32 protein-coding genes are annotated in these 19479 nt (G+C 57.0%); all 32 read right to left on the bottom strand.

Features of this window, described 5'->3' with window-relative positions; all coding sequences use genetic code 11:
* Positions 1-276: 276 nt before the first annotated feature.
* Entirely contained in the window at positions 277-942 is a 666-nt protein-coding gene (locus AC0TNJ_RS05155; protein WP_122001727.1) for a YiaD family glycine zipper/OmpA-like lipoprotein, read from the bottom strand.
* A 99-nt stretch (positions 943-1041) separates the two neighbouring features.
* Positions 1042-1626: a transglycosylase SLT domain-containing protein gene (locus tag AC0TNJ_RS05150; protein ID WP_122001596.1), complete on the bottom strand. Its 585-nt coding sequence runs from the start codon at positions 1624-1626 to the stop codon at positions 1042-1044.
* Between the two features lie 210 nt (positions 1627-1836).
* Complete coding sequence (locus tag AC0TNJ_RS05145; protein WP_473770469.1) at positions 1837-3153, bottom strand: replication-associated recombination protein A; 1317 nt, start codon at positions 3151-3153, stop codon at positions 1837-1839.
* Positions 3154-3240: 87 nt separating this feature from the next.
* On the bottom strand, positions 3241-4665 hold the full coding sequence (locus tag AC0TNJ_RS05140) for a DegQ family serine endoprotease (protein WP_473770468.1): 1425 nt from the start codon (positions 4663-4665) through the stop codon (positions 3241-3243).
* A 198-nt stretch (positions 4666-4863) separates the two neighbouring features.
* The gene (gene rplQ, locus AC0TNJ_RS05135; RefSeq protein ID WP_006467000.1) at positions 4864-5292 is read right to left on the bottom strand and encodes a 50S ribosomal protein L17; all 429 of its coding nucleotides are present in this window, start codon (positions 5290-5292) and stop codon (positions 4864-4866) included.
* Between the two features lie 101 nt (positions 5293-5393).
* Positions 5394-6407, bottom strand: a complete 1014-nt coding sequence (locus AC0TNJ_RS05130; protein WP_122001593.1) for a DNA-directed RNA polymerase subunit alpha — start codon at positions 6405-6407, stop codon at positions 5394-5396.
* Positions 6408-6522: 115 nt separating this feature from the next.
* Positions 6523-6912 carry a 30S ribosomal protein S11 gene (gene rpsK, locus AC0TNJ_RS05125; protein WP_002964339.1) on the bottom strand — a complete coding sequence of 130 codons (390 nt, stop codon included), beginning with the start codon at positions 6910-6912 and terminating at the stop codon, positions 6523-6525.
* 127 nt (positions 6913-7039) lie between these two features.
* Entirely contained in the window at positions 7040-7408 is a 369-nt protein-coding gene (rpsM, locus tag AC0TNJ_RS05120; protein WP_006467002.1) for a 30S ribosomal protein S13, read from the bottom strand.
* Positions 7409-7705: 297 nt separating this feature from the next.
* Positions 7706-8290, bottom strand: coding sequence for an adenylate kinase (locus AC0TNJ_RS05115; protein ID WP_121983769.1), 585 nt, complete (start codon positions 8288-8290; stop codon positions 7706-7708).
* Positions 8287-9627 (bottom strand): preprotein translocase subunit SecY, encoded by a 1341-nt coding sequence (gene secY, locus AC0TNJ_RS05110; RefSeq protein WP_122001592.1) that lies wholly within the window; start codon positions 9625-9627, stop codon positions 8287-8289. The genes AC0TNJ_RS05115 and secY overlap by 4 nt, the downstream gene beginning before the upstream one ends.
* A gap of 161 nt (positions 9628-9788) precedes the next feature.
* Positions 9789-10259, bottom strand: coding sequence for a 50S ribosomal protein L15 (rplO, locus tag AC0TNJ_RS05105; protein ID WP_002964343.1), 471 nt, complete (start codon positions 10257-10259; stop codon positions 9789-9791).
* A 20-nt stretch (positions 10260-10279) separates the two neighbouring features.
* Positions 10280-10477, bottom strand: a complete 198-nt coding sequence (rpmD, locus tag AC0TNJ_RS05100) for a 50S ribosomal protein L30 (RefSeq protein WP_002967737.1) — start codon at positions 10475-10477, stop codon at positions 10280-10282.
* A 67-nt stretch (positions 10478-10544) separates the two neighbouring features.
* Positions 10545-11105 carry a 30S ribosomal protein S5 gene (gene rpsE, locus AC0TNJ_RS05095; RefSeq protein WP_006467009.1) on the bottom strand — a complete coding sequence of 187 codons (561 nt, stop codon included), beginning with the start codon at positions 11103-11105 and terminating at the stop codon, positions 10545-10547.
* A 41-nt stretch (positions 11106-11146) separates the two neighbouring features.
* Positions 11147-11509, bottom strand: coding sequence for a 50S ribosomal protein L18 (gene rplR, locus AC0TNJ_RS05090; RefSeq protein ID WP_006467011.1), 363 nt, complete (start codon positions 11507-11509; stop codon positions 11147-11149).
* Between the two features lie 12 nt (positions 11510-11521).
* On the bottom strand, positions 11522-12055 hold the full coding sequence (gene rplF, locus AC0TNJ_RS05085) for a 50S ribosomal protein L6 (protein WP_006467012.1): 534 nt from the start codon (positions 12053-12055) through the stop codon (positions 11522-11524).
* 38 nt (positions 12056-12093) lie between these two features.
* Positions 12094-12492 (bottom strand): 30S ribosomal protein S8, encoded by a 399-nt coding sequence (gene rpsH, locus AC0TNJ_RS05080; RefSeq protein WP_006467014.1) that lies wholly within the window; start codon positions 12490-12492, stop codon positions 12094-12096.
* Between the two features lie 10 nt (positions 12493-12502).
* Entirely contained in the window at positions 12503-12808 is a 306-nt protein-coding gene (gene rpsN / locus AC0TNJ_RS05075) for a 30S ribosomal protein S14 (protein WP_006467018.1), read from the bottom strand.
* 26 nt (positions 12809-12834) lie between these two features.
* Complete coding sequence (gene rplE / locus AC0TNJ_RS05070; RefSeq protein WP_122001591.1) at positions 12835-13392, bottom strand: 50S ribosomal protein L5; 558 nt, start codon at positions 13390-13392, stop codon at positions 12835-12837.
* Complete coding sequence (rplX, locus tag AC0TNJ_RS05065) at positions 13385-13696, bottom strand: 50S ribosomal protein L24 (protein ID WP_006467020.1); 312 nt, start codon at positions 13694-13696, stop codon at positions 13385-13387. The genes rplE and rplX overlap by 8 nt, the downstream gene beginning before the upstream one ends.
* Before the next feature lie 12 nt (positions 13697-13708).
* Positions 13709-14077: a 50S ribosomal protein L14 gene (rplN, locus tag AC0TNJ_RS05060; protein ID WP_004683923.1), complete on the bottom strand. Its 369-nt coding sequence runs from the start codon at positions 14075-14077 to the stop codon at positions 13709-13711.
* 68 nt (positions 14078-14145) lie between these two features.
* Complete coding sequence (gene rpsQ, locus AC0TNJ_RS05055; protein WP_104756409.1) at positions 14146-14388, bottom strand: 30S ribosomal protein S17; 243 nt, start codon at positions 14386-14388, stop codon at positions 14146-14148.
* Positions 14389-14399: 11 nt separating this feature from the next.
* Positions 14400-14600, bottom strand: coding sequence for a 50S ribosomal protein L29 (gene rpmC / locus AC0TNJ_RS05050; RefSeq protein ID WP_006467022.1), 201 nt, complete (start codon positions 14598-14600; stop codon positions 14400-14402).
* Between the two features lie 11 nt (positions 14601-14611).
* Positions 14612-15025, bottom strand: coding sequence for a 50S ribosomal protein L16 (rplP, locus tag AC0TNJ_RS05045; protein WP_006467023.1), 414 nt, complete (start codon positions 15023-15025; stop codon positions 14612-14614).
* Positions 15026-15062: 37 nt separating this feature from the next.
* Positions 15063-15773: a 30S ribosomal protein S3 gene (gene rpsC, locus AC0TNJ_RS05040; RefSeq protein WP_122001590.1), complete on the bottom strand. Its 711-nt coding sequence runs from the start codon at positions 15771-15773 to the stop codon at positions 15063-15065.
* Entirely contained in the window at positions 15773-16162 is a 390-nt protein-coding gene (rplV, locus tag AC0TNJ_RS05035; RefSeq protein WP_006467025.1) for a 50S ribosomal protein L22, read from the bottom strand. The genes rpsC and rplV overlap by 1 nt, the downstream gene beginning before the upstream one ends.
* A gap of 2 nt (positions 16163-16164) precedes the next feature.
* On the bottom strand, positions 16165-16443 hold the full coding sequence (gene rpsS, locus AC0TNJ_RS05030; RefSeq protein ID WP_006467026.1) for a 30S ribosomal protein S19: 279 nt from the start codon (positions 16441-16443) through the stop codon (positions 16165-16167).
* Between the two features lie 15 nt (positions 16444-16458).
* Positions 16459-17292: a 50S ribosomal protein L2 gene (rplB, locus tag AC0TNJ_RS05025; RefSeq protein WP_122001589.1), complete on the bottom strand. Its 834-nt coding sequence runs from the start codon at positions 17290-17292 to the stop codon at positions 16459-16461.
* A gap of 21 nt (positions 17293-17313) precedes the next feature.
* Positions 17314-17607: a 50S ribosomal protein L23 gene (locus AC0TNJ_RS05020; protein ID WP_006467028.1), complete on the bottom strand. Its 294-nt coding sequence runs from the start codon at positions 17605-17607 to the stop codon at positions 17314-17316.
* Positions 17604-18224 (bottom strand): 50S ribosomal protein L4, encoded by a 621-nt coding sequence (rplD, locus tag AC0TNJ_RS05015; RefSeq protein WP_109987721.1) that lies wholly within the window; start codon positions 18222-18224, stop codon positions 17604-17606. The genes AC0TNJ_RS05020 and rplD overlap by 4 nt, the downstream gene beginning before the upstream one ends.
* On the bottom strand, positions 18224-18940 hold the full coding sequence (gene rplC, locus AC0TNJ_RS05010; protein ID WP_122001588.1) for a 50S ribosomal protein L3: 717 nt from the start codon (positions 18938-18940) through the stop codon (positions 18224-18226). The genes rplD and rplC overlap by 1 nt, the downstream gene beginning before the upstream one ends.
* A gap of 29 nt (positions 18941-18969) precedes the next feature.
* On the bottom strand, positions 18970-19278 hold the full coding sequence (rpsJ, locus tag AC0TNJ_RS05005; protein ID WP_002964363.1) for a 30S ribosomal protein S10: 309 nt from the start codon (positions 19276-19278) through the stop codon (positions 18970-18972).
* A gap of 64 nt (positions 19279-19342) precedes the next feature.
* Positions 19343-19479: EF-Tu C-terminal domain-related protein (locus AC0TNJ_RS05000; RefSeq protein ID WP_314309432.1), on the bottom strand; the 137-nt coding region annotated here is incomplete at its 5' end.

The raw sequence follows: 19479 nt of genomic DNA, 5'->3' as shown, positions 1-19479 counted from the left end.
TCTCGCTAGAAGCCCGGCAGGCTCGTTGCCACGATCTATTTGTATCCTTTTTGTTCTCATTTGGCAATGAGGCTAAGCCATTGATTAAAAAGGACTCTGTATTTTTGTTCTATAATTGTTCTCTAATATCAGAGATTGCGAAAATAATTGAACCATTCAGCAATTAGCCTAGTTCAAGCCCAATCATGACGGCCGACGATTCGCGAGGACAAACAAAAACGCAGCCCTTCTTTCGAAGGACCGCGTCATTGCAGCATCTAACTCTGCGAAACGGAATCAGCTCGCAGCGCGAAGCGGTGAAATCTGGATTTCCACGCGACGGTTCTGTGCGCGTCCTTCCGGCGTTGCGTTGGTCGCGACCGGCTGGCTCGCACCATAGCCGATAACTGCAAAGCGGCGCGGATCGATTCCCTGCGAACCGAGGTAGCTTGCAACCGAGGCGGCACGACGCTGCGAGAGGCCCTGATTGTAGCTGGCGCTGCCCGTCGAGTCGGTATGACCGTAAACGTCCACAAGCGTCTGGTTGAACTTGCGCAGCACAATCGCGACTGAATTAAGCGTCGGATAGAACTGGCTCTTCACCTGATCCTGATCGGTATCGAAAGTAATGCTCGAAGGCATGTTCAGGATGATCTGGTCGCCATTGCGGGTCACGGACACGCCCGTCCCCTGCAACTGTGCGCGAAGCTCGTTTTCCTGACGATCCATGTAATTGCCGATGGCGCCGCCACCGAGTGCGCCGATACCAGCACCGATCAGCACGGCATTACGCTGCGCACGGCTGGACCCACCGACCATCAGGCCACCCAGAGCGCCCACAGCCGCGCCGATCGCGGCACCACCGGCGGTGTTCGACATCTTCTGTTCCCCGGTATAGGGATCAGTGGTGCAACCGGCAAGAAAAGTGGCGGCGAAAAGGGCAATCCCGATCTTCTTCAGCATGAAATGGTGATCCTCAATTAGCGATTCGGCTTGCATGATAATAGCGAATAAGGCCGGATGGTGTTCCGATTGCAGGCAAAAGCCCGCCCTTCCCGCATTTTAGCTGAATCGTCCGCAGCTTCGCAATTGCACAGCATAGCGATTAGCCATGGCCTGGGCGCGTTTCGCCCCGTTAAGCGCCGTTGCATTTCCGCGCCAGGCACCGCGCGCATAGCCGCCATGACCCGAATAGTAAGCGAGGTAAAGGCTGTAGGCATCAGAGCGGTTGATGCCGTTCTTCAGATAGCTTTGATAATGATACCAGCCGATGAAATGGATAGCGTCCGCAAAATTGGTACGCGACGCGGTCCAGCGACCGGTTTCCCGCTTGTAACGGTCCCAGGTGCCGTTCAGCGCCTGCGAATAGCCATAGGCACTCGAAGCCCGCTTCCACGGAATGATCCAGAGAATCTTGGTGCGTGGCGGGCGAGCATAGGGCTGGAAGCCGGATTCGGTATATATCGTCGCCATCAGAACCGGAACCGGCACACCGAACTCGCGTGAAACCCGCGTGGCAGCCGTCTGCCAATTATTGAACCAACCGTCGCGTTGATCGAAGACCGCGCACACATTGTTGACCTGCCGTGGGGCGGTTGCGCAGCCTCCAAGGATCACGAGCGCGACGAGAAACAAAACGCGCATCATGGAAAACCTCGTCTCTTTGCAAAGATTGATAAAGCGTAAAAATTAAAAAGACCTTTCTAACGATGGGCCGTCCCTTTCCGGCACCTTCAAAACCGTGTGAAGAAGCAAAACAAAAGCCGCGATCAAAGCGGCCGCGGCTCAAACTGTGGACGAATGTGGATAACTATGGGGATTGTAGCGCTCCCACCAAAAGCAAACCCGCTCCAGAGGTCAGCGTCGTCCTTGGCGCTCCTGTCGCAAGCGAGCCCAGTATTCCAGGCGCTTACGAATATCCCGCTCGAAGCCCCGCTCCGGGGGATCGTAGAATTTCTGCCTTCCCATGCTTTCCGGAAAGTAATCCTGCCCTGAAAAAGCATCCGGCTGATCATGGTCATAAGCGTAGCCCTCGCCATACCCCTCGTTCTTCATCAGCTTGGTCGGCGCATTGAGGATATGCTTCGGCGGCAGCAGAGAACCATTTTCCTTCGCAGCGCGCATCGATGCTTTGTAGGCCACATAAACAGCGTTCGATTTCGGTGCGGTCGCCAGATAAACACAAGCCTGCGCTAGCGCCAGTTCACCTTCCGGCGACCCCAGATAGTCGTAGGCATCCTTGGCGGCATTGCAGATGACAAGGGCCTGTGGATCGGCAAGGCCTATGTCTTCGACCGCCATGCGAACAAGCCGCCGACCGAGGTATAAGGGGTCCTCGCCTGCATCGAACATACGCGAAAGATAATAGAGCGCCGCATCCGGGTCCGATCCGCGAACGGACTTATGCAACGCAGAAATCAGATTGTAATGCCCATCCTGCCCCTTGTCATAGACCGGAGCGCGACGTTGTACCACGTCCTGTAATTTTTCTGCCGTGAACACCTCATCCGGGCGCGCAGCGCGCCAGACTTCCTCGGCAAGCGTCAGCGCAGCACGTCCGTCTCCATCGGCCATGCGAATGAGGCTTGCACGCGCCTCCTCGTCCAGCGGCAAAGGACGCTCCTCCTGCTCTTCGGCACGGGTCAGAAGGGTTGCGATGCTTTCGCCATCATGGGGATGAAAGGTCAGCACCCTCGCCCGGGACAAAAGAGCGGCATTGAGCTCGAACGATGGATTCTCCGTCGTGGCGCCGATCAGGATAACGGTACCGTCCTCCATGACCGGCAGAAAACTATCCTGCTGCGCGCGATTGAACCGATGAATTTCGTCCACGAAAAGCAGCGTCTGTCGACCGGACATGCGGCGCGCGCGGGCGGCTTCAAATACCTTCTTGAGATCGGCAACGCCGGAGAAGATCGCCGAAATCTGTTCGAACGCCAGATCGGTCTCTCCGGCAAGCAGGCGAGCGACCGTCGTCTTGCCGGTACCTGGAGGCCCCCAGAAGATCATGGAGCCGAGCGAGCCGGACGCGATCATGCGTGTCAGCACACCTTCAGGCCCGGTCAAATGCTCCTGGCCGGTCACTTCCGACAAGTGTCTCGGTCGCAGGCGGTCAGCAAGCGGCCGGTTGCGATCCGCGTTCGGGTCTGCCGCTGCTGAGAAAAGGTCGCTCATTCCATTGCTCTATCAAAAGACTATACCGCCTCAGGCATAATGCGGCCCGAAGCGGCATGCAACGTTTAGCGATCGGCGGGCATCGGATTAACGCACAAACTGGCGCAACAGCATGCCGTTGCGTTCCACTTCAAGCCGCCACGCGAGGCCACGCCCCGCTTCCAGAATCGCAGTAAAATCGCCTACGGTGCGGATGGAGTTTCCGTTGATGCTGCGAACGATATCGCCGGGGCGCAAGCCCAAACGTGCTGCCGGAGAACCGGAATAGACGTCAACGACCGCCACGCCTTGGCTATCGCGCTTGAGGCGCAATTTCGCAGCCGTCGAAGGCGTGAGTTCAAGCACGGATGCGCCCGCAAAGGGATTGTCGCCTTCGATAACCTGCGGTTCCGTTTCCTTCACAGCAGGCGCTTTGGAGAGCTTCACCGGGATGGTCTGGTTCTTTCCTTTCCTCATGACTTCGATCGACACGGTGTTACCAATGCCGGCAGTCGAAAGACGATAGCCAAGAACGTCCTGATTATCGACGCGGACGCCCTGAACGGACAAAACCACATCGCCAATTTTCAGCCCAGCAGCTTCAGCCGGACCGCCCTTTGCGATCGCGGTGATCAAGGCGCCGTATGGCTTATCCATGCCGAGACCTTCGGCCAAATCGGCGGTCACACCCTGGAAAGTAGCGCCGATATAAGGGCGCTCAAAACTCGCGCTGCCCTTCTGGGCGGCCTCGACAACGGCGCGAACCATGTTCGAAGGAATCGCGAACCCGATCCCCACCGAGCCTCCGGAGCGCGAATAGATCGCAGTGTTGATACCGATCAGGCGTCCGCGCATGTCGATCAGCGCACCGCCCGAATTTCCGGGATTGATGGCCGCATCGGTCTGTATGAAGAAATCGAAATCGGAAATGCCGACCTGAGTGCGCGATTGCGCGGAAACGATACCGCTCGTTACCGTCTGGCCAACGCCGAATGGATTGCCAATGGCTAGCACCAGATCGCCGACTTCTACGTCATCGGAATTGCCGAGGCCAAGCACCGGAAACTTGTCCTTGGATTCGATCTTGAGAACGGCAAGGTCTGTTGTTTCATCGCGCAGAAGCAGTTTGCTTTCAAACTCGCGACCGTCTGACAGGGCGACCTTGATTTCATCGGCATCCTTGATGACATGATTGTTCGTCACCACGATACCCGAACTGTCAACGATAACCCCGGAACCGAGCGATTGCTGAATGCGCGGCTTGCTTTCACCGAACTGCCGGCCGAAGAATTGCTCAAAGAATGGATCACCGGCAAACGGCGAACGTGCCTGCACCTGACGCGCCGCATAGACATTCACAACAGCCGGTGTTGTTTCCTTCACAAGCGGAGCGAAAGACAACTGCATATCGGCACGATTGAGAGGTATCTGTTTTTGAGGCGTCGCAGGCGCGTCCTGCGCCAGAGCTGGCGGCACAGCCAATCCGATGGTTGTCAGTACAAGCCCCAATATACCTAGACGTCGCCAATTCATGCACATACTCCGCGCTTATCAAGCTTACTGCCGCTTCTGTGAAAGCGGACATGAATCAATCTTGAATGTAGTCAACTGAGGACAAGGATAAAGGGCTACATTGTGACGTTGGATAAAAGCCGTGCAATTTTCCGTCAAATGAGCAAACAAAAAGGGCCGCACGAGGCGGCCCTTTTATTGATCAGAAATCAGCGCAGATTACGCTGCATCTGCTTCAGCGGCCTGTTCGGCTTCGACGCGGGCGCGGTCAGCCTTGCCCTTTGCATCGACGTCGCGTTCCACGAACTCGACAACTGCCAGCGGCGCGTTGTCGCCAGCGCGGAAGCCAGCCTTCATGATGCGGATGTAGCCGCCGTTGCGGGTTGCATAGCGAGCAGCCAGCGTATCGAACAGCTTTGCGACGAGCTTGACGTCGCGAATAGCCGAGATAGCTTGACGGCGGGCATGCAGATCGCCGCGCTTGCCGAGCGTGACAAGCTTTTCAACGATCGGGCGAATTTCCTTAGCTTTCGGAAGCGTCGTCACAATCTGCTCGTGTTCGATAAGCGAAGCAGCCATGTTGGCGAACATCGCCTTGCGGTGCGAGGCAGTGCGGTTCAGCTTACGGTATCCGTTACCGTGACGCATGAGCCTTCTCCTTAATTAGTTCTAGCCGGGATATTTCCGGTCTCATTTTCATTTTACGCATTATCCGACGCGAAACCGCGGCGCACTTTCGCTGGAAATGCTCAATATTGGTCTTCGTAGCGCTTGGCGAGGTCTTCGATATTTTCCGGCGGCCAGGACGGGATTTCCATACCGAGATGGAGACCCATCGATGCCAGAACTTCCTTGATCTCGTTGAGCGACTTGCGGCCGAAATTCGGAGTCCGCAGCATCTCGGCTTCCGTCTTCTGGATCAGATCGCCGATGTAGACGATGTTGTCGTTCTTCAGGCAGTTTGCCGAACGGACAGACAGTTCGAGTTCGTCCACCTTCTTGAGCAGAGCCGGGTTGAAAGCCAGTTCCGCAACCTGTTCCTGCGGAGCTTCCTTCTGCGGTTCTTCGAAGTTGACGAAGATCGCCAGCTGGTCCTGGAGAATACGAGCGGCATATGCCACCGCGTCTTCGCCTGTAACCGAGCCGTTTGTCTCGATGTTCAGCGTCAGCTTGTCATAGTCAAGAACCTGACCTTCACGGGTGTTCTCGATCTTGTACGACACCTTGCGAACCGGAGAATACAGGCTGTCAACCGGGATAAGCCCGATCGGAGCATCTTCCGCGCGGTTGCGGTCGGCAGGCACGTAGCCCTTGCCGGTGTTGACGGTGAATTCCATGCGGATTTCAGCGCCTTCGTCCAGCGTGCAGATGACGTGATCCGGATTGAGGATCTCGACATCGCCGACGGTCTGAATGTCGCCAGCCGTAACGACGCCTGGGCCTTCCTTGCGGACGACCATGCGCTTCGGGCCCTCGCCTTCCATACGGATAGCGATTTCCTTGACGTTCAGAACGATATCCGTAACGTCTTCGCGGACGCCCGGGATCGAAGAGAATTCATGCAGAACGCCATCGATCTGAATGGCGGTCACGGCAGCGCCGCGAAGCGACGACAGAAGCACGCGACGCAGGGCATTGCCGAGCGTCAGACCGAAGCCGCGTTCCAGCGGTTCAGCGACGACGGTTGCATGCGTGCGGGAGCCGTTGGTGATGAAATCCACCTTGTTCGGCTTGATGAGTTCCTGCCAGTTCTTCTGGATCATATAGATATCCCTCTATCATCCGTCGCTACCATCCTATCGTAGCGATCAAGTGAAGAAACCGCAGAGGAGCCCCGAACTTGAAAAGCCCGAGGCTCGTACGGCATGTGAACGAGGATTAGACCCGGCGCTTCTTGCGCGGACGGCAACCGTTGTGCGGGATCGGCGTAACATCGCGAATCGACGTGATCACAAAGCCGGCAGCCTGAAGGGCGCGCAGCGCGGATTCACGGCCAGAGCCCGGTCCGCAAACCTCGACTTCGAGGGAGCGCATGCCATGTTCCTGTGCCTTCTTGGCGCAGTCTTCGGCAGCGATCTGTGCGGCAAACGGGGTCGACTTACGCGAACCCTTGAAACCCTGAGCACCGGCAGACGACCAGGCAATCGCATTGCCCTGAGCATCCGTAATGGTGATCATGGTGTTGTTGAACGTCGAATTTACGTGGGCAACGCCCGACGAGATGTTTTTACGCTCGCGACGGCGAACGCGCGTGGCTTCCTTGGCCATGATAGTCCTTTCAATCGATCTCTACACCGCCGTAATTCCAGCGGCTACACCGGTCCTCAAGAAAGGACCAGCATCAAACCCAACCGGCACACCGGAAAGGCTCGACGGAACTTGCGTCCCGTCTATATTACTTCTTCTTGCCTGCGATTGCCTTCGCCGGACCCTTGCGAGTGCGTGCGTTGGTGTGCGTGCGCTGGCCGCGAACCGGCAGCGAACGACGATGACGCAGGCCGCGGTAGCAACCCAGGTCCATCAGGCGCTTGATGTTCATCGAAACTTCACGACGCAGGTCACCTTCGACCTGGTAGTCAGCATCGATTGCTTCGCGGATCTGAAGGACTTCAGCATCCGACAGCTGGTTAACGCGACGATCGTCAGCAATGCCAACCTTCGTTACGATTTCCCGAGCAAATTTCGGTCCGATCCCGTGAATGTACTGAAGCGCAATAACAACGCGCTTGTTCGTCGGGATGTTGACGCCAGCGATACGTGCCACGTCTGTTCTCCTTGAGTTATAAAAATTTCCATCTGGCAGATGCGATCAACCAGACAGCATTAAATGACCGGTACCGGCCTCTTTCGATTTCCGCCGATACCCGCCATTCAAAACCAGTTGAAGTGGCGCAGTCTTTGACGGAATCGCCCGAAAAAGTCAACTCTTAACTGTCCGTAAAGCCATCAAACCGGCCTAACAGGCAACCCAAGCAACTTCTGGAAGCAATAAACGGGCAGAAAACGCTTCACGCTTTCCCTGCCCGTATTCGAACAAGGCTTCTTCAAGCCTCTTCAATTTTCACGCCGGAACGAGAATTCTCTCGATTTCGGCAGTAACTTCTTCAACCGGCGCCATGCCATTGATGACGCGCAATTCACCGGTTCCTGCATAATAACTGGAAAGCGGCGCAGTCTTTTCGCGGTACTCCACGAGGCGCTTGCGGAAAGCTTCCGGATTATCATCCGAACGAACCTGACCGCCTTTGGCGATCGTATCGGCCACCCGGCTTTCCATCCGCTTGACGAGAGCATTTTCATCGACTTTCAGCTCAATAACTGCGTCGAGCTTCAAGCCCTTCCCCGCCAGCATCGTTCCCAGAGCCTGAGCCTGTGGAACCGTGCGCGGATAACCGTCGAGGATGAAACCGTTTGCGCAGTCAGGAGCATCGATGCGCTCCGATACGATCTGGTTCACGATCTCGTCGGAAACCAGTTGCCCGGCATCCATCACGGCCTTGGCGCGCTTCCCGATCTCACTCTGCTGGGCGACTGCCGCACGCAGCATGTCGCCGGTCGAGAGCTGAGGAATCCCATGCTTCTTGGTAAGAAGTCCAGCCTGCGTCCCCTTACCTGCTCCGGGCGGCCCAAGAAGTATCAGTCTCATTTATTGCGTTTCCCACCTCTGAGTTTGGACTTCTTGATCAACCCTTCATACTGATGGGCGATCAGATGCCCCTGAATTTGCGCAACCGTATCGAGCGTCACGCTCACAACGATCAGCAGCGAGGTGCCACCGAGATAGAACGGCACACCGGTTGCGGAAATCAGGAATTCCGGCAGGAGACAGACAAGCACGATATAGATGGCACCGACAACAGTGATGCGTGTCAGCACATAGTCTATGTATTCGGCAGTGCGCTCACCCGGACGGATGCCCGGAATAAAGCCGGAATGCTTCTTGAGCTGGTCAGCGGTGTCCTTGGGATTGAACACAATGGCCGTATAGAAGAAGCAGAAGAATGCCATCAATGCAGCATAGAACAGCATGTAAAGCGGCTGCCCGTGACCGAGCGCATTGAGAATTGTCGTCGCCCAGGCGGGCATTTCAGTCGTGTTGGCAAAGCCTGCAACCGTCGCAGGCAGAAGCAGCAGCGACGAGGCGAAAATCGGAGGAATAACGCCTGCGGTATTGAGCTTCAAAGGCAGATGCGACGTGTCGCCCTGGAACATACGGTTGCCGACCTGACGCTTCGGATACTGGATCAGAAGGCGACGTTGTGCGCGTTCAACAAAAACGATGACCGCGATCAGCACAACGGCAAGGATGATGACACCCAAAATAAGGCCTGTAGACAGTGCGCCTGTACGACCGAGTTCCAGCGTGCCGGAAATTGCATGCGGCAGGTTGGCCACAATGCCCGAGAAGATAATCAGCGAAATGCCGTTACCGATACCGCGCGCCGTAATCTGCTCGCCGAGCCACATCAGGAACATCGTGCCACCCACAAGGGTAATCACCGACGAAACGATGAAGAAAGGTCCTGGACTGGTGACAATGCCGTTACCGGACTGCAAACCGACTGAAATCGCGTAGGCCTGCACAAGCGCCAGAAGCACCGTGCCGTAACGCGTGTACTGATTGATGATCTTGCGACCCGCCTCGCCTTCCTTCTTCAGCGCTTCAAGCGACGGGACGACCGACGTCATGAGCTGCACGATAATGGAGGCTGAGATATAGGGCATGATGCCGAGCGCGAAAATGGCCATACGACCGACGGCGCCACCGGCGAACATGTTGAAGAGCCCGAGCACACCCTGGCTATGCTGCTGGAAAGCCTGCGCAAGCGCGTCAGGATTGATGCCGGGAAGCGGAATATAGGTGCCGAACCGGTATACGAGCAAAGCCCCCAGCGTGAACCAGATGCGCTTCTTGAGTTCTTCTGCCTTCGAAAAAGCCGAAAAATTGAGATTGGAAACTAGCTGTTCAGCAGCCGATGCCATTAAATTTCTCCGGTGAAAAGTCTCCGGTCCTCCGCCCCCGTCAGCGCAATCTATAGCGGTCGCGCCTCGAGACTGAAAAGACCCTACCCAGATATGCGCATTGGCATAAATGTGCAAGCGGCGGCACTAAGGCCGCCGCTTTTTATTTTTGTATCGAAGCCTTATTCGGCAGCGGCTTCTGGAAGCTTGATGCTACCGCCGGCCTTTTCGATCTTTTCGACCGCAGCCTTGGAAGCACCGGCTACCTCGAAGGCAACCTTTGCCTTCAGTTCACCGTCCGAAAGGATGCGAACGCCGTCCTTGGCGCGACGAATCACGCCAGCAGCCTTCAGCGAATCGAGGTTCACAACAGCCTTGGCATCGAGCTTGCCTGCATCGATAGCAGCCTGAATACGGCCGAGCGATACAACGTTGAAGCTCTTTGCGAAGATGTTGGTGAAGCCGCGCTTCGGCAGACGGCGGTAGATTGGCATCTGGCCGCCTTCGAAGCCATTGATCGAAACGCCCGAACGGGACTTCTGACCCTTGACGCCGCGACCGCCGGTCTTGCCGGTGCCCGAACCGATACCGCGACCAACACGCTTGCGCGCCTTGACCGAACCTGGCTTGTCACGCAGATCGTTGAGTTTCATATCTCTATCTCCCTGCGCTATCACGCCTCGTCCACAACGCGAACGAGGTGTGGAAGCTTGGCGATCATGCCACGGACCGCCGGAGTATCTTCCAGCGTGCTGCGGCGGTGCATTTTATTAAGACCCAGACCGATCAGCGTTGCACGCTGCTCGGCTGGACGACGGATTGGGCTTCCGATCTGCTCGACCGTAACCGTCTTGCCCTTCTTCTCAGCCATCACTCAAATCCCTTGTCTATGGCGTATCCGGTCGCCTGAGCGGCCCCGGACGAACACAAACTATCGGCTATTCTTCCGAACCGACCACATCATGGCGGCGAGCCTGAAGGGTCGAGTACTTGATGCCGCGCTGTGCAGCGATGTCCTTCGGATGCATCTGATGCTTCAGAGCATCGAACGTCGCACGAACCATGTTGTAAGGGTTCGACGAACCGAGCGACTTGGCAACAACGTCCTGAACGCCGAGCGTTTCGAACACTGCACGCATCGGGCCACCGGCGATGATACCCTTACCAGCAGGAGCTGCGCGAAGCAGAACCTTGCCGGCGCCGTGACGGCCTTCAACATCATGATGCAGCGTACGGCCCGAACGCAGCGGTACGAAGATCATGTCGCGCTTGGCAGCTTCGGTTGCCTTGCGGATAGCTTCCGGCACTTCACGTGCCTTGCCATGACCGAAGCCTACGCGGCCCTTCTGGTCGCCAACAACGACGAGCGCAGCAAAACCGAAGCGACGGCCGCCTTTGACGACCTTGGCAACACGGTTGATGTGAACGAGCTTATCGACGAATTCGCTGTCGCGCTCCTCACGGCCGCGATCTTCGCGGTTACGTTCTCTCTGTGCCATATCCTGATTTCCTTTTTCTTTTCCGGAAGCACAAATGCTAATTAGAAGCTGAGGCCGCTTTCGCGAGCAGCTTCGGCGAGAGCCTTCACACGGCCGTGGTAAATGAATGCACCACGGTCGAACACTACGTCCTTGACGCCAGCCTTGACGGCGCGCTCAGCAACCAGCTTGCCAACAGCAGCGGCTGCTGCGGAGTCGGCACCGGTCTTGAGCTTGCCCTTGAGGTCGCCATCGAGGGTCGAAGCCGCCGCAAGCGTAACGCCGCGGACGTCGTCGATGATCTGGGCGTAGATGTTCTTGGAAGAACGGTGCACGCTGAGACGCGGACGGCCATTGGCGACAGCCTTGACCTGGCGGCGTACACGAGCAGCGCGACGCTGCAAAGTTTCTTTTGGCGATGCCATGACGCGCTTCCCTTACTTCTTCTTGCCTTCTTTGCGGACGATCTTCTCGCCAGCATACTTGACGCCCTTGCCCTTGTAAGGCTCGGGGCCGCGATATTCGCGGATCTCAGCCGCGACCTGACCGACCTGCTGCTTGTCGATACCCGAAACGACGATTTCCGTCGGCTTCGGAACAGCAACAGTGATGCCAGCAGGCACGTCGTAGACCACTTCGTGGCTGAAGCCGAGCGAAAGCTGCAGGTTCTTGCCCTGCATGGCAGCGCGGTAACCGACGCCGCTGATTTCGAGCTTCTTTTCAAAGCCGTCCTTCACGCCAACAAAAATGTTGGAGATCATCGTGCGGGACATGCCCCACTTCGAACGAGCTTCCTTCGACTGATCGCGCGGATCGACGCTGACAGCGCCGTCTTCCATCTTGACCAGAACTTCATCGTGCACGACGAAGGAGAGTTCACCCTTCGCGCCCTTTGCCTTGACGATCTGCCCATCAACACTGGCGGTCACGCCTGCCGGGACCGGCACGGGTTTTTTACCGATACGAGACATTTTGATACCTGTCTTTTATCTGTTCGCTGTCAGCCGCATCAGAAGATGCGGCAGAGCAGCTCACCACCAACGTTTTGTTCACGGGCTTCATGATCCGCCATCACGCCCTTCGGCGTGGAGAGGATCGAGATGCCGAGGCCGTTCGCGACCTGCGGGATCGACTTGACCGACACGTAAACGCGACGGCCAGGCTTCGATACGCGGCTGATCTCACGGATAACCGGAACACCTTCGTAGTACTTCAGTTCGATTTCGATCTCGGCCTTGCCGTTCACGAATTCACTCTGCGTGTATCCGCGGATGTATCCTTCAGACTGAAGGACATCCAGAACGCGGGCGCGCAGCTTCGAAGCCGGGGTCGTAACCTTGGTCTTCTTGCGGCCTACTGCGTTGCGGATACGGGTCAGCATATCGCCGATAGGATCTGACACAGACATATGCTACTCCTTACCAGCTCGACTTGACGATGCCCGGTACCTGACCGAGCGAACCCAACTGACGGAGCGCAATACGCGACATCTTCAGTTTACGGTAGTAACCACGCGGACGGCCCGAAACTTCGCAACGGTTGCGAATACGAACCTTCGATGAATTGCGCGGCAGTTCGGCAAGCCGGATGGTGGCGCGGAAGCGCTCTTCCAGCGGAAGGCCCTGATCCATTACGATCGCCTTCAGACGTGCACGCTTGCCAGCGTGACGCTTAACCAACTTTTCGCGGCGCTTGTTTTTTTCGACTGCGCTAGTCTTGGCCATATTAATATACCTCGCTACGCTTGCCGTTACTGCCGGAAGGGGAAGTTGAATGCACGCAAAAGAGCGCGTGCTTCATCATCCGTCTTGGCGGTCGTGCAAACGATGATGTCCATGCCCCAGATCTGATCAACCTTATCGTAGTTGATTTCCGGAAACACGATGTGCTCCTTGATGCCCATGGCATAGTTGCCGCGGCCGTCAAAGCTCTTCGGGTTCAGGCCGCGGAAGTCGCGGACGCGAGGAAGAGCGATCGTGACAAGACGATCAAGGAATTCGTACATGCGGTCCTGGCGAAGGGTAACCTTCGTGCCGATCGGCATGCCTTCACGCAACTTGAACGTTGCGATCGAGTTACGGGCGCGCGTGATGACAGCCTTCTGGCCAGCGATCTGGCTGAGGTCTTCAGCAGCAACCGCAGGCTTCTTGGAATCGCCAGTGGCTTCGCCAACGCCCATGTTGAGGACAACCTTGGTGATGCGCGGAATCTGCATCTCGTTGTCGTATTTGAATTCTTCAAGCAGAGCCTTACGAATATTTTCGTTGTAAAGCTTCTTGAAGCGGGGAAGTGCCTTAGCTTCAGCCATCGATCAGCGCTCCAGAACGTTTTGCGACACGAACCTTCTTGCCGTCCTCGACGCGGAAACCGACGCGAGTCGGCTTGCCGTCCTTGGGATCAGCAATTGCCAGGTTGGACAGGTGGATCGGCGCTTCCTTGGAGATAATGCCGGCTTCCTGGGTCTGGGTCTGACGCTGATGGCGCTTTACAATGTTGATACCGCGAACGAGCGCCTGCTCGTCTTTCGGCATAACCTTGAGAACTTCGCCCTTACGGCCCTTGTCCTTACCGGACAGCACGACAACGCTGTCGCCTTTGCGAATCTTCTGCATCGTCTTGCTTCCTTACAGAACTTCCGGAGCCAGCGAGATGATCTTCATGTGGTTCTTTGCGCGAAGTTCGCGCGGAACCGGTCCGAAGATACGCGTGCCGATAGGCTCTTTCTTGTTATCGATGAGAACGGCTGCATTGTTATCGAAACGAATAACGCTGCCGTCCGGACGACGGATATCCTTGGCGGTGCGTACAACAACCGCCTTCATCACGTCACCCTTTTTGACGCGGCCGCGCGGAATAGCTTCCTTGATCGACACCACAATGATGTCACCAACGGAAGCGTAACGCCGCTTCGAGCCGCCCAGCACCTTGATGCACATGACACGACGTGCGCCGGAATTATCCGCCACGTCGAGGTTTGTTTGCATCTGAATCATGACTGGCCGCCTTCTTTCCTCTCAGCTGGTTAAGGGCTCCTGCCCTACCTAAGCTGCGTGTTTATAATTTAGCCTGCTGCTTCGTTCGTCAGAACGACCCAGCGTTTGTCCTTCGAGATTGGGGCCGATTCCTGGATGGAAACCTGATCGCCAACCTTGAACTGGTTGTTTTCGTCATGCGCCTTGTACTTCTTAGACTGACGCACGGTCTTCTGGAGAAGCGGATGCGAATAGCGCCGCTCAACCTTGACCACAACAGTCTTGTCATTCTTGTCGCTGACGACAACGCCCTGCAGAACGCGTTTAGGCATTATATTCTTCCTTATGCCTTGCTTGCGGCCGCCTTCTGGCGGGCAATAGTCTTGATACGCGCGATGTCGCGGCGAACCTGCTTCACGCGCGCGGTTTTTTCGAGCTGGCCGGTGGCCTTCTGAAAGCGCAGGTTGAACTGCTCTTTCTTCAGGGTGCCCAGCTCGTCATTCAGTTGATCGAGGCTCTTCGCCCGAACGTCTGCGGCTTTCATCGTTGCCTCTCTTATTCAGCAATGCGCTGGATAAAGCGCGTCTTGATCGGCAACTTTGCTGCGCCGAGTCGGAGGGCTTCCCGTGCCACATCTTCAGGGACACCGTCAAGCTCAAACATCACGCGACCTGGTGCCACACGGCACGCCCAGTAGTCAACCGAACCCTTACCTTTACCCATACGGACTTCGGTAGGCTTCGAAGTTACCGGCAGGTCAGGGAAGATGCGGATCCACACGCGACCGGCACGCTTCATGTGACGGGTGATCGCGCGGCGAGCCGCTTCGATCTGACGTGCAGTGACGCGTTCCGGCTCAACGGCCTTCAAACCGAATGCACCGAAATTCAGATCCGTGCCGCCTTTCGAGTTGCCGTGAATACGGCCCTTGAACTGCTTGCGGAACTTGGTGCGCTTAGGCTGCATCATTGTTCTCTACTCCAAATTTCTCGCCCGCGGCCCGCTTTTAAGCGTTTTCGCGGCGGCGGTTCGACGAGGAACCCTGATTGTCACCCTCGACCGCACGACGCTCGGAAGCCATCGGATCGTGTTCAAGGATTTCGCCCTTGAAGACCCAGACCTTCACGCCGCAGATACCATAAGCGGTCTTCGCTTCTGCCGTGCCGTAGTCAATATCGGCGCGCAGCGTATGAAGCGGAACGCGACCTTCACGGTACCATTCCATGCGAGCGATTTCCGCGCCACCCAGACGACCCGAGCAGTTGATACGGATGCCTTCGGCTCCAAGACGCATTGCCGACTGAACGGCACGCTTCATGGCGCGACGGAATGCCACACGGCGTTCGAGCTGCTGAGCGATCGACTGGGCGATCAGCGTAGCGTCGATTTCCGGCTTGCGAACTTCGACGATGTTGAGCGACGTATCGGCATTGGTCATCTCGGAAAGCTTCTTGCGGAGCTTTTCGATGTCTGCACCCTTCTTGCCGATAATGATGCCGGGACGTGCCGAATGGATCGTCACGCGGCACTTCTTGTGCGGACGCTCAATCACGATCTTGGAGATCGCGGCCTGCTTGAGTTCTTCGGAGAGGAACTCGCGGATCTTGACATCTTCATGCAGCAACTTGCCGTACTCACCGGTATTCGCGTACCAACGCGAATCCCAGGTGCGGTTGATGCCGAGACGAAGACCGATCGGATTAATCTTCTGACCCATTATGCGGCCTCCCCTTTTTCCGCGACTTCGCGGACAACAATGGTGAGATGCGAAAACGGCTTTTCGATACGGCTGGCGCGGCCACGTCCGCGGACGTGGAAGCGCTTCATGACGATCGACTTGCCGACATAAGCTTCGGCGACGATCAGAGCATCGACGTCGAGATCATGGTTGTTTTCAGCGTTCGCAATTGCGGACTGAAGCGTCTTCTTCACCGTATCGGCGATCCGCTTGCGCGAGAACGTCAGATCGGCAAGTGCCGCATTCACCTTCTTGCCGCGAATCATGCTCGCAACAAGGTTCAGCTTCTGCGGGCTGACGCGCAGCGTGCGGGCAACGGCCTGAGCCTCGTTGTCCTTGAGCTGACGGGGAGCTTTAGCCTTGCCCATCGTTACTTCCTCTTCGACTTCTTGTCCGCGCCGTGACCGTAATAGGTACGCGTAGGCGCGAATTCACCGAACTTGTGTCCGACCATTTCTTCCGAAACCGACACCGGCACATGCTTGTTGCCGTTGTAGACGCCGAAAGTCAGGCCGACAAACTGCGGCAGGATGGTGGAGCGGCGGCTCCACATCTTGATAACTTCATTACGACCGCCTTCGCGTACCTTCTCAGCCTTCTTGAGAAGATAGCCGTCGACAAACGGACCTTTCCAAACTGAACGAGCCACTTCAGACTACCTCTCTTACTTCTTGCGCTGATGGCGCGAACGCATGATGAACTTGTCGGTCGACTTGTTCGAGCGCGTCTTCTTGCCCTTCGTAGGCTTGCCCCACGGAGTGACAGGGTGACGACCACCCGAAGTACGACCTTCACCACCACCATGCGGGTGATCGACCGGGTTCATTGCAACGCCGCGAACGTGCGGACGCTTGCCACGCCATACCGAACGACCGGCCTTACCGTCGTTGATGTTGCCATGGTCCGGGTTGGACACTGCACCGACCGAAGCGAAGCAGGCACCTGGAACCAGACGCTGTTCACCGGAGTTGAGGCGCAGAATGGCCATGCCCTGATCGCGGCCGACGAGCTGGGCATATGTGCCAGCCGAACGTGCGATCTGACCGCCCTTGCCCGGCTTCAGCTCGACGTTATGAATGATCGTGCCAACCGGCATGGAAGCGAGCGGCATTGCGTTGCCCGGCTTCACGTCGACGGAATTGCCTGCAACAACCTTGTCGCCGACAGCCAGACGCTGCGGAGCCAGGATGTAGGCCAGTTCACCGTCTTCGTAACGGATCAGCGCGATGAACGCAGTACGATTTGGATCGTATTCCAGACGTTCGACAGTGCCGACGACGTCAAGCTTGCGGCGCTTGAAATCAACGAAACGGTACGAACGCTTGTGACCGCCGCCCTGATAACGGACGGTGATACGACCGGTGTTGTTACGGCCACCCTTCTTGGACAGACCTTCGGTCAGGGACTTGACCGGCTTGCCCTTGTAGAGTTCCGAACGGTCCACGATGACCAGCTGACGCTGGCCTGGCGTGATCGGATTAAAATGCTTGAGTGCCATTGTCTCTTACTCCATGGCCTCTCAGAGACCGGTCGAAACGTCGATGCTCTGGCCTTCGGCCAAAGTAACGATCGCTTTCTTGACGTCGCTCTGGCGCCCGATAAGGCCGCGGAACCGCTTGACCTTACCCTTGCGCACTGCAGTGTTGACTGCCGTAACCTTGACGCCGAACAGCGCTTCGACTGCAGCCTTGATTTCCGGCTTCGTTGCCTTGCGGGCTACGTTGAAGACCACCTGGTTGTGTTCGGAAACCATGGTGGACTTCTCGGTGATAACCGGGCTGACGATCACGTCGTAATGGCGAAGATCAGTCATTTGAAACGCTCCTCAAGGGCTTCGACAGCCGCCTTGGAAAGAACGAGCTTGCCGCGGCGAAGGATGTCGTAAACATTGATGCCCTGCACTGGCAGAACGTCGATGTTCGGGATGTTCGAAGCCGCGCGCTGGAAGTTCACGTCGATCTCTGCACCGCCGATAAGGAGTGCATTTTCGAGACCGAGCTTGGCGAACTGCGAAACAAGCTGCTTCGTCTTGGCTTCCGTTGCAGCCAGATCATCGATGATGATCAGGTCGGATGCCTTTGCCTTTGCAGACAGGGCATGACGCAGGCCAAGAGCGCGAACCTTCTTCGGCAGATCGTGATCGTGCGAACGGACAACTGGTCCGTGAGCCTGACCACCGCCGCGGAACTGCGGAGCGCGAGCCGAATGGTGACGAGCGCGGCCCGTACCCTTCTGCTTGTACATCTTGGCGCCGGTGCGGCTTACGTCGCCACGGCCCTGAGCCTTATGGGAGCCCTGCTGGCGGCGAGCCAGCTGCCAGCGCACGACGCGCTGGAGAATGTCGTCACGCGGGTCGAGACCGAAGATTTCTTCGTTCAGCTTGACCTTGCCGGCATCCTTGCCTTCAAGAGTGGTAATCGTGAGATCCATTATTCGGCTCCCTCAGTCACGGCAGCTTCAGCCTTCGCGGCACCTGCACGCAGAGCGGCCGGCTTCGGCGCGTTCTCAGGCAGCGAAACCTTTACCGCGTCGCGCACGAGGATCCAGGCGCCCTTGGAGCCCGGAACCGCACCGCGAACCAGGATCAGGCCGCGATCGCTGTCCGTCGAGACAACTTCAATATTCTGCGTGGTTACGCGGGTCTGGCCCATGTGACCAGCCATCTTCTTGCCCTTGAACACCTTACCCGGGTCCTGACGCTGACCGGTCGAGCCGTGAGCGCGGTGGGTAATGGAGTTACCGTGCGAAGCACGATGGCCACCGAAGTTATGACGCTTCATAACACCGGCAAAGCCCTTACCGATCGAAGTACCCGTCACGTCGACCTTCTGGCCGGCGACGAAGTGTTCGGCGGTGATTTCAGCGCCGACTTCGAGGAGGTTATCCGGCGAAACGCGGAATTCCGCGACCTTCGCCTTCGGCTCGACCTCGGCCTTCGCGAAATGACCGCGCATAGCCTTGGACGTGTTCTTTACCTTGGCGATACCAACGCCAAGCTGAACAGCCGTGTAACCGTTCTTTTCAACTGTACGCTGAGCTACCACGTGGCAATTCTCCATGCGGAGAACCGTCACCGGCACATGCTCTCCAGCGTCGTTATAGACGCGGGTCATGCCCAGCTTCTGTGCAATAACACCTGAACGCATCGGGTTCGTTCCTTCCGTCCTCAAGCCGATTAAAGCTTGATCTCGACATCGACACCGGCGGACAGATCGAGCTTCATCAGCGCGTCCACCGTCTGCGGGGTCGGGTCAACGATATCGAGAAGACGCTTGTGCGTGCGCATCTCGAACTGCTCGCGGCTCTTCTTGTCGATGTGCGGCGACCGGTTAACCGTGAACTTCTCGATCCGCGTTGGAAGCGGGATCGGTCCGCGCACATTTGCACCGGTACGCTTGGCAGTCGACACGATTTCCCGCGTCGAAGCGTCAAGGATCCGATGATCAAACGCCTTCAGGCGAATGCGGATGTTTTGACCGTTCATTTCATCTGTTCCTTGTTACGCGGAAACGCTCGCTCTGAAGCGAGCGTTCCTGCACAAACCTTCATTACTCGATGATCGAGGAGACGATGCCTGCACCGACGGTGCGGCCGCCTTCACGGATAGCGAAGCGAAGCTTCTCTTCCATCGCGATCGGCACGATCAGGGTAACGTCCATGGCGACGTTATCGCCAGGCATGACCA

The sequence above is a fragment of the Ochrobactrum sp. PL_is483 genome (assembly GCF_055816855.1).
This window is presented reverse-complemented; position numbering and strand designations above follow the sequence as displayed.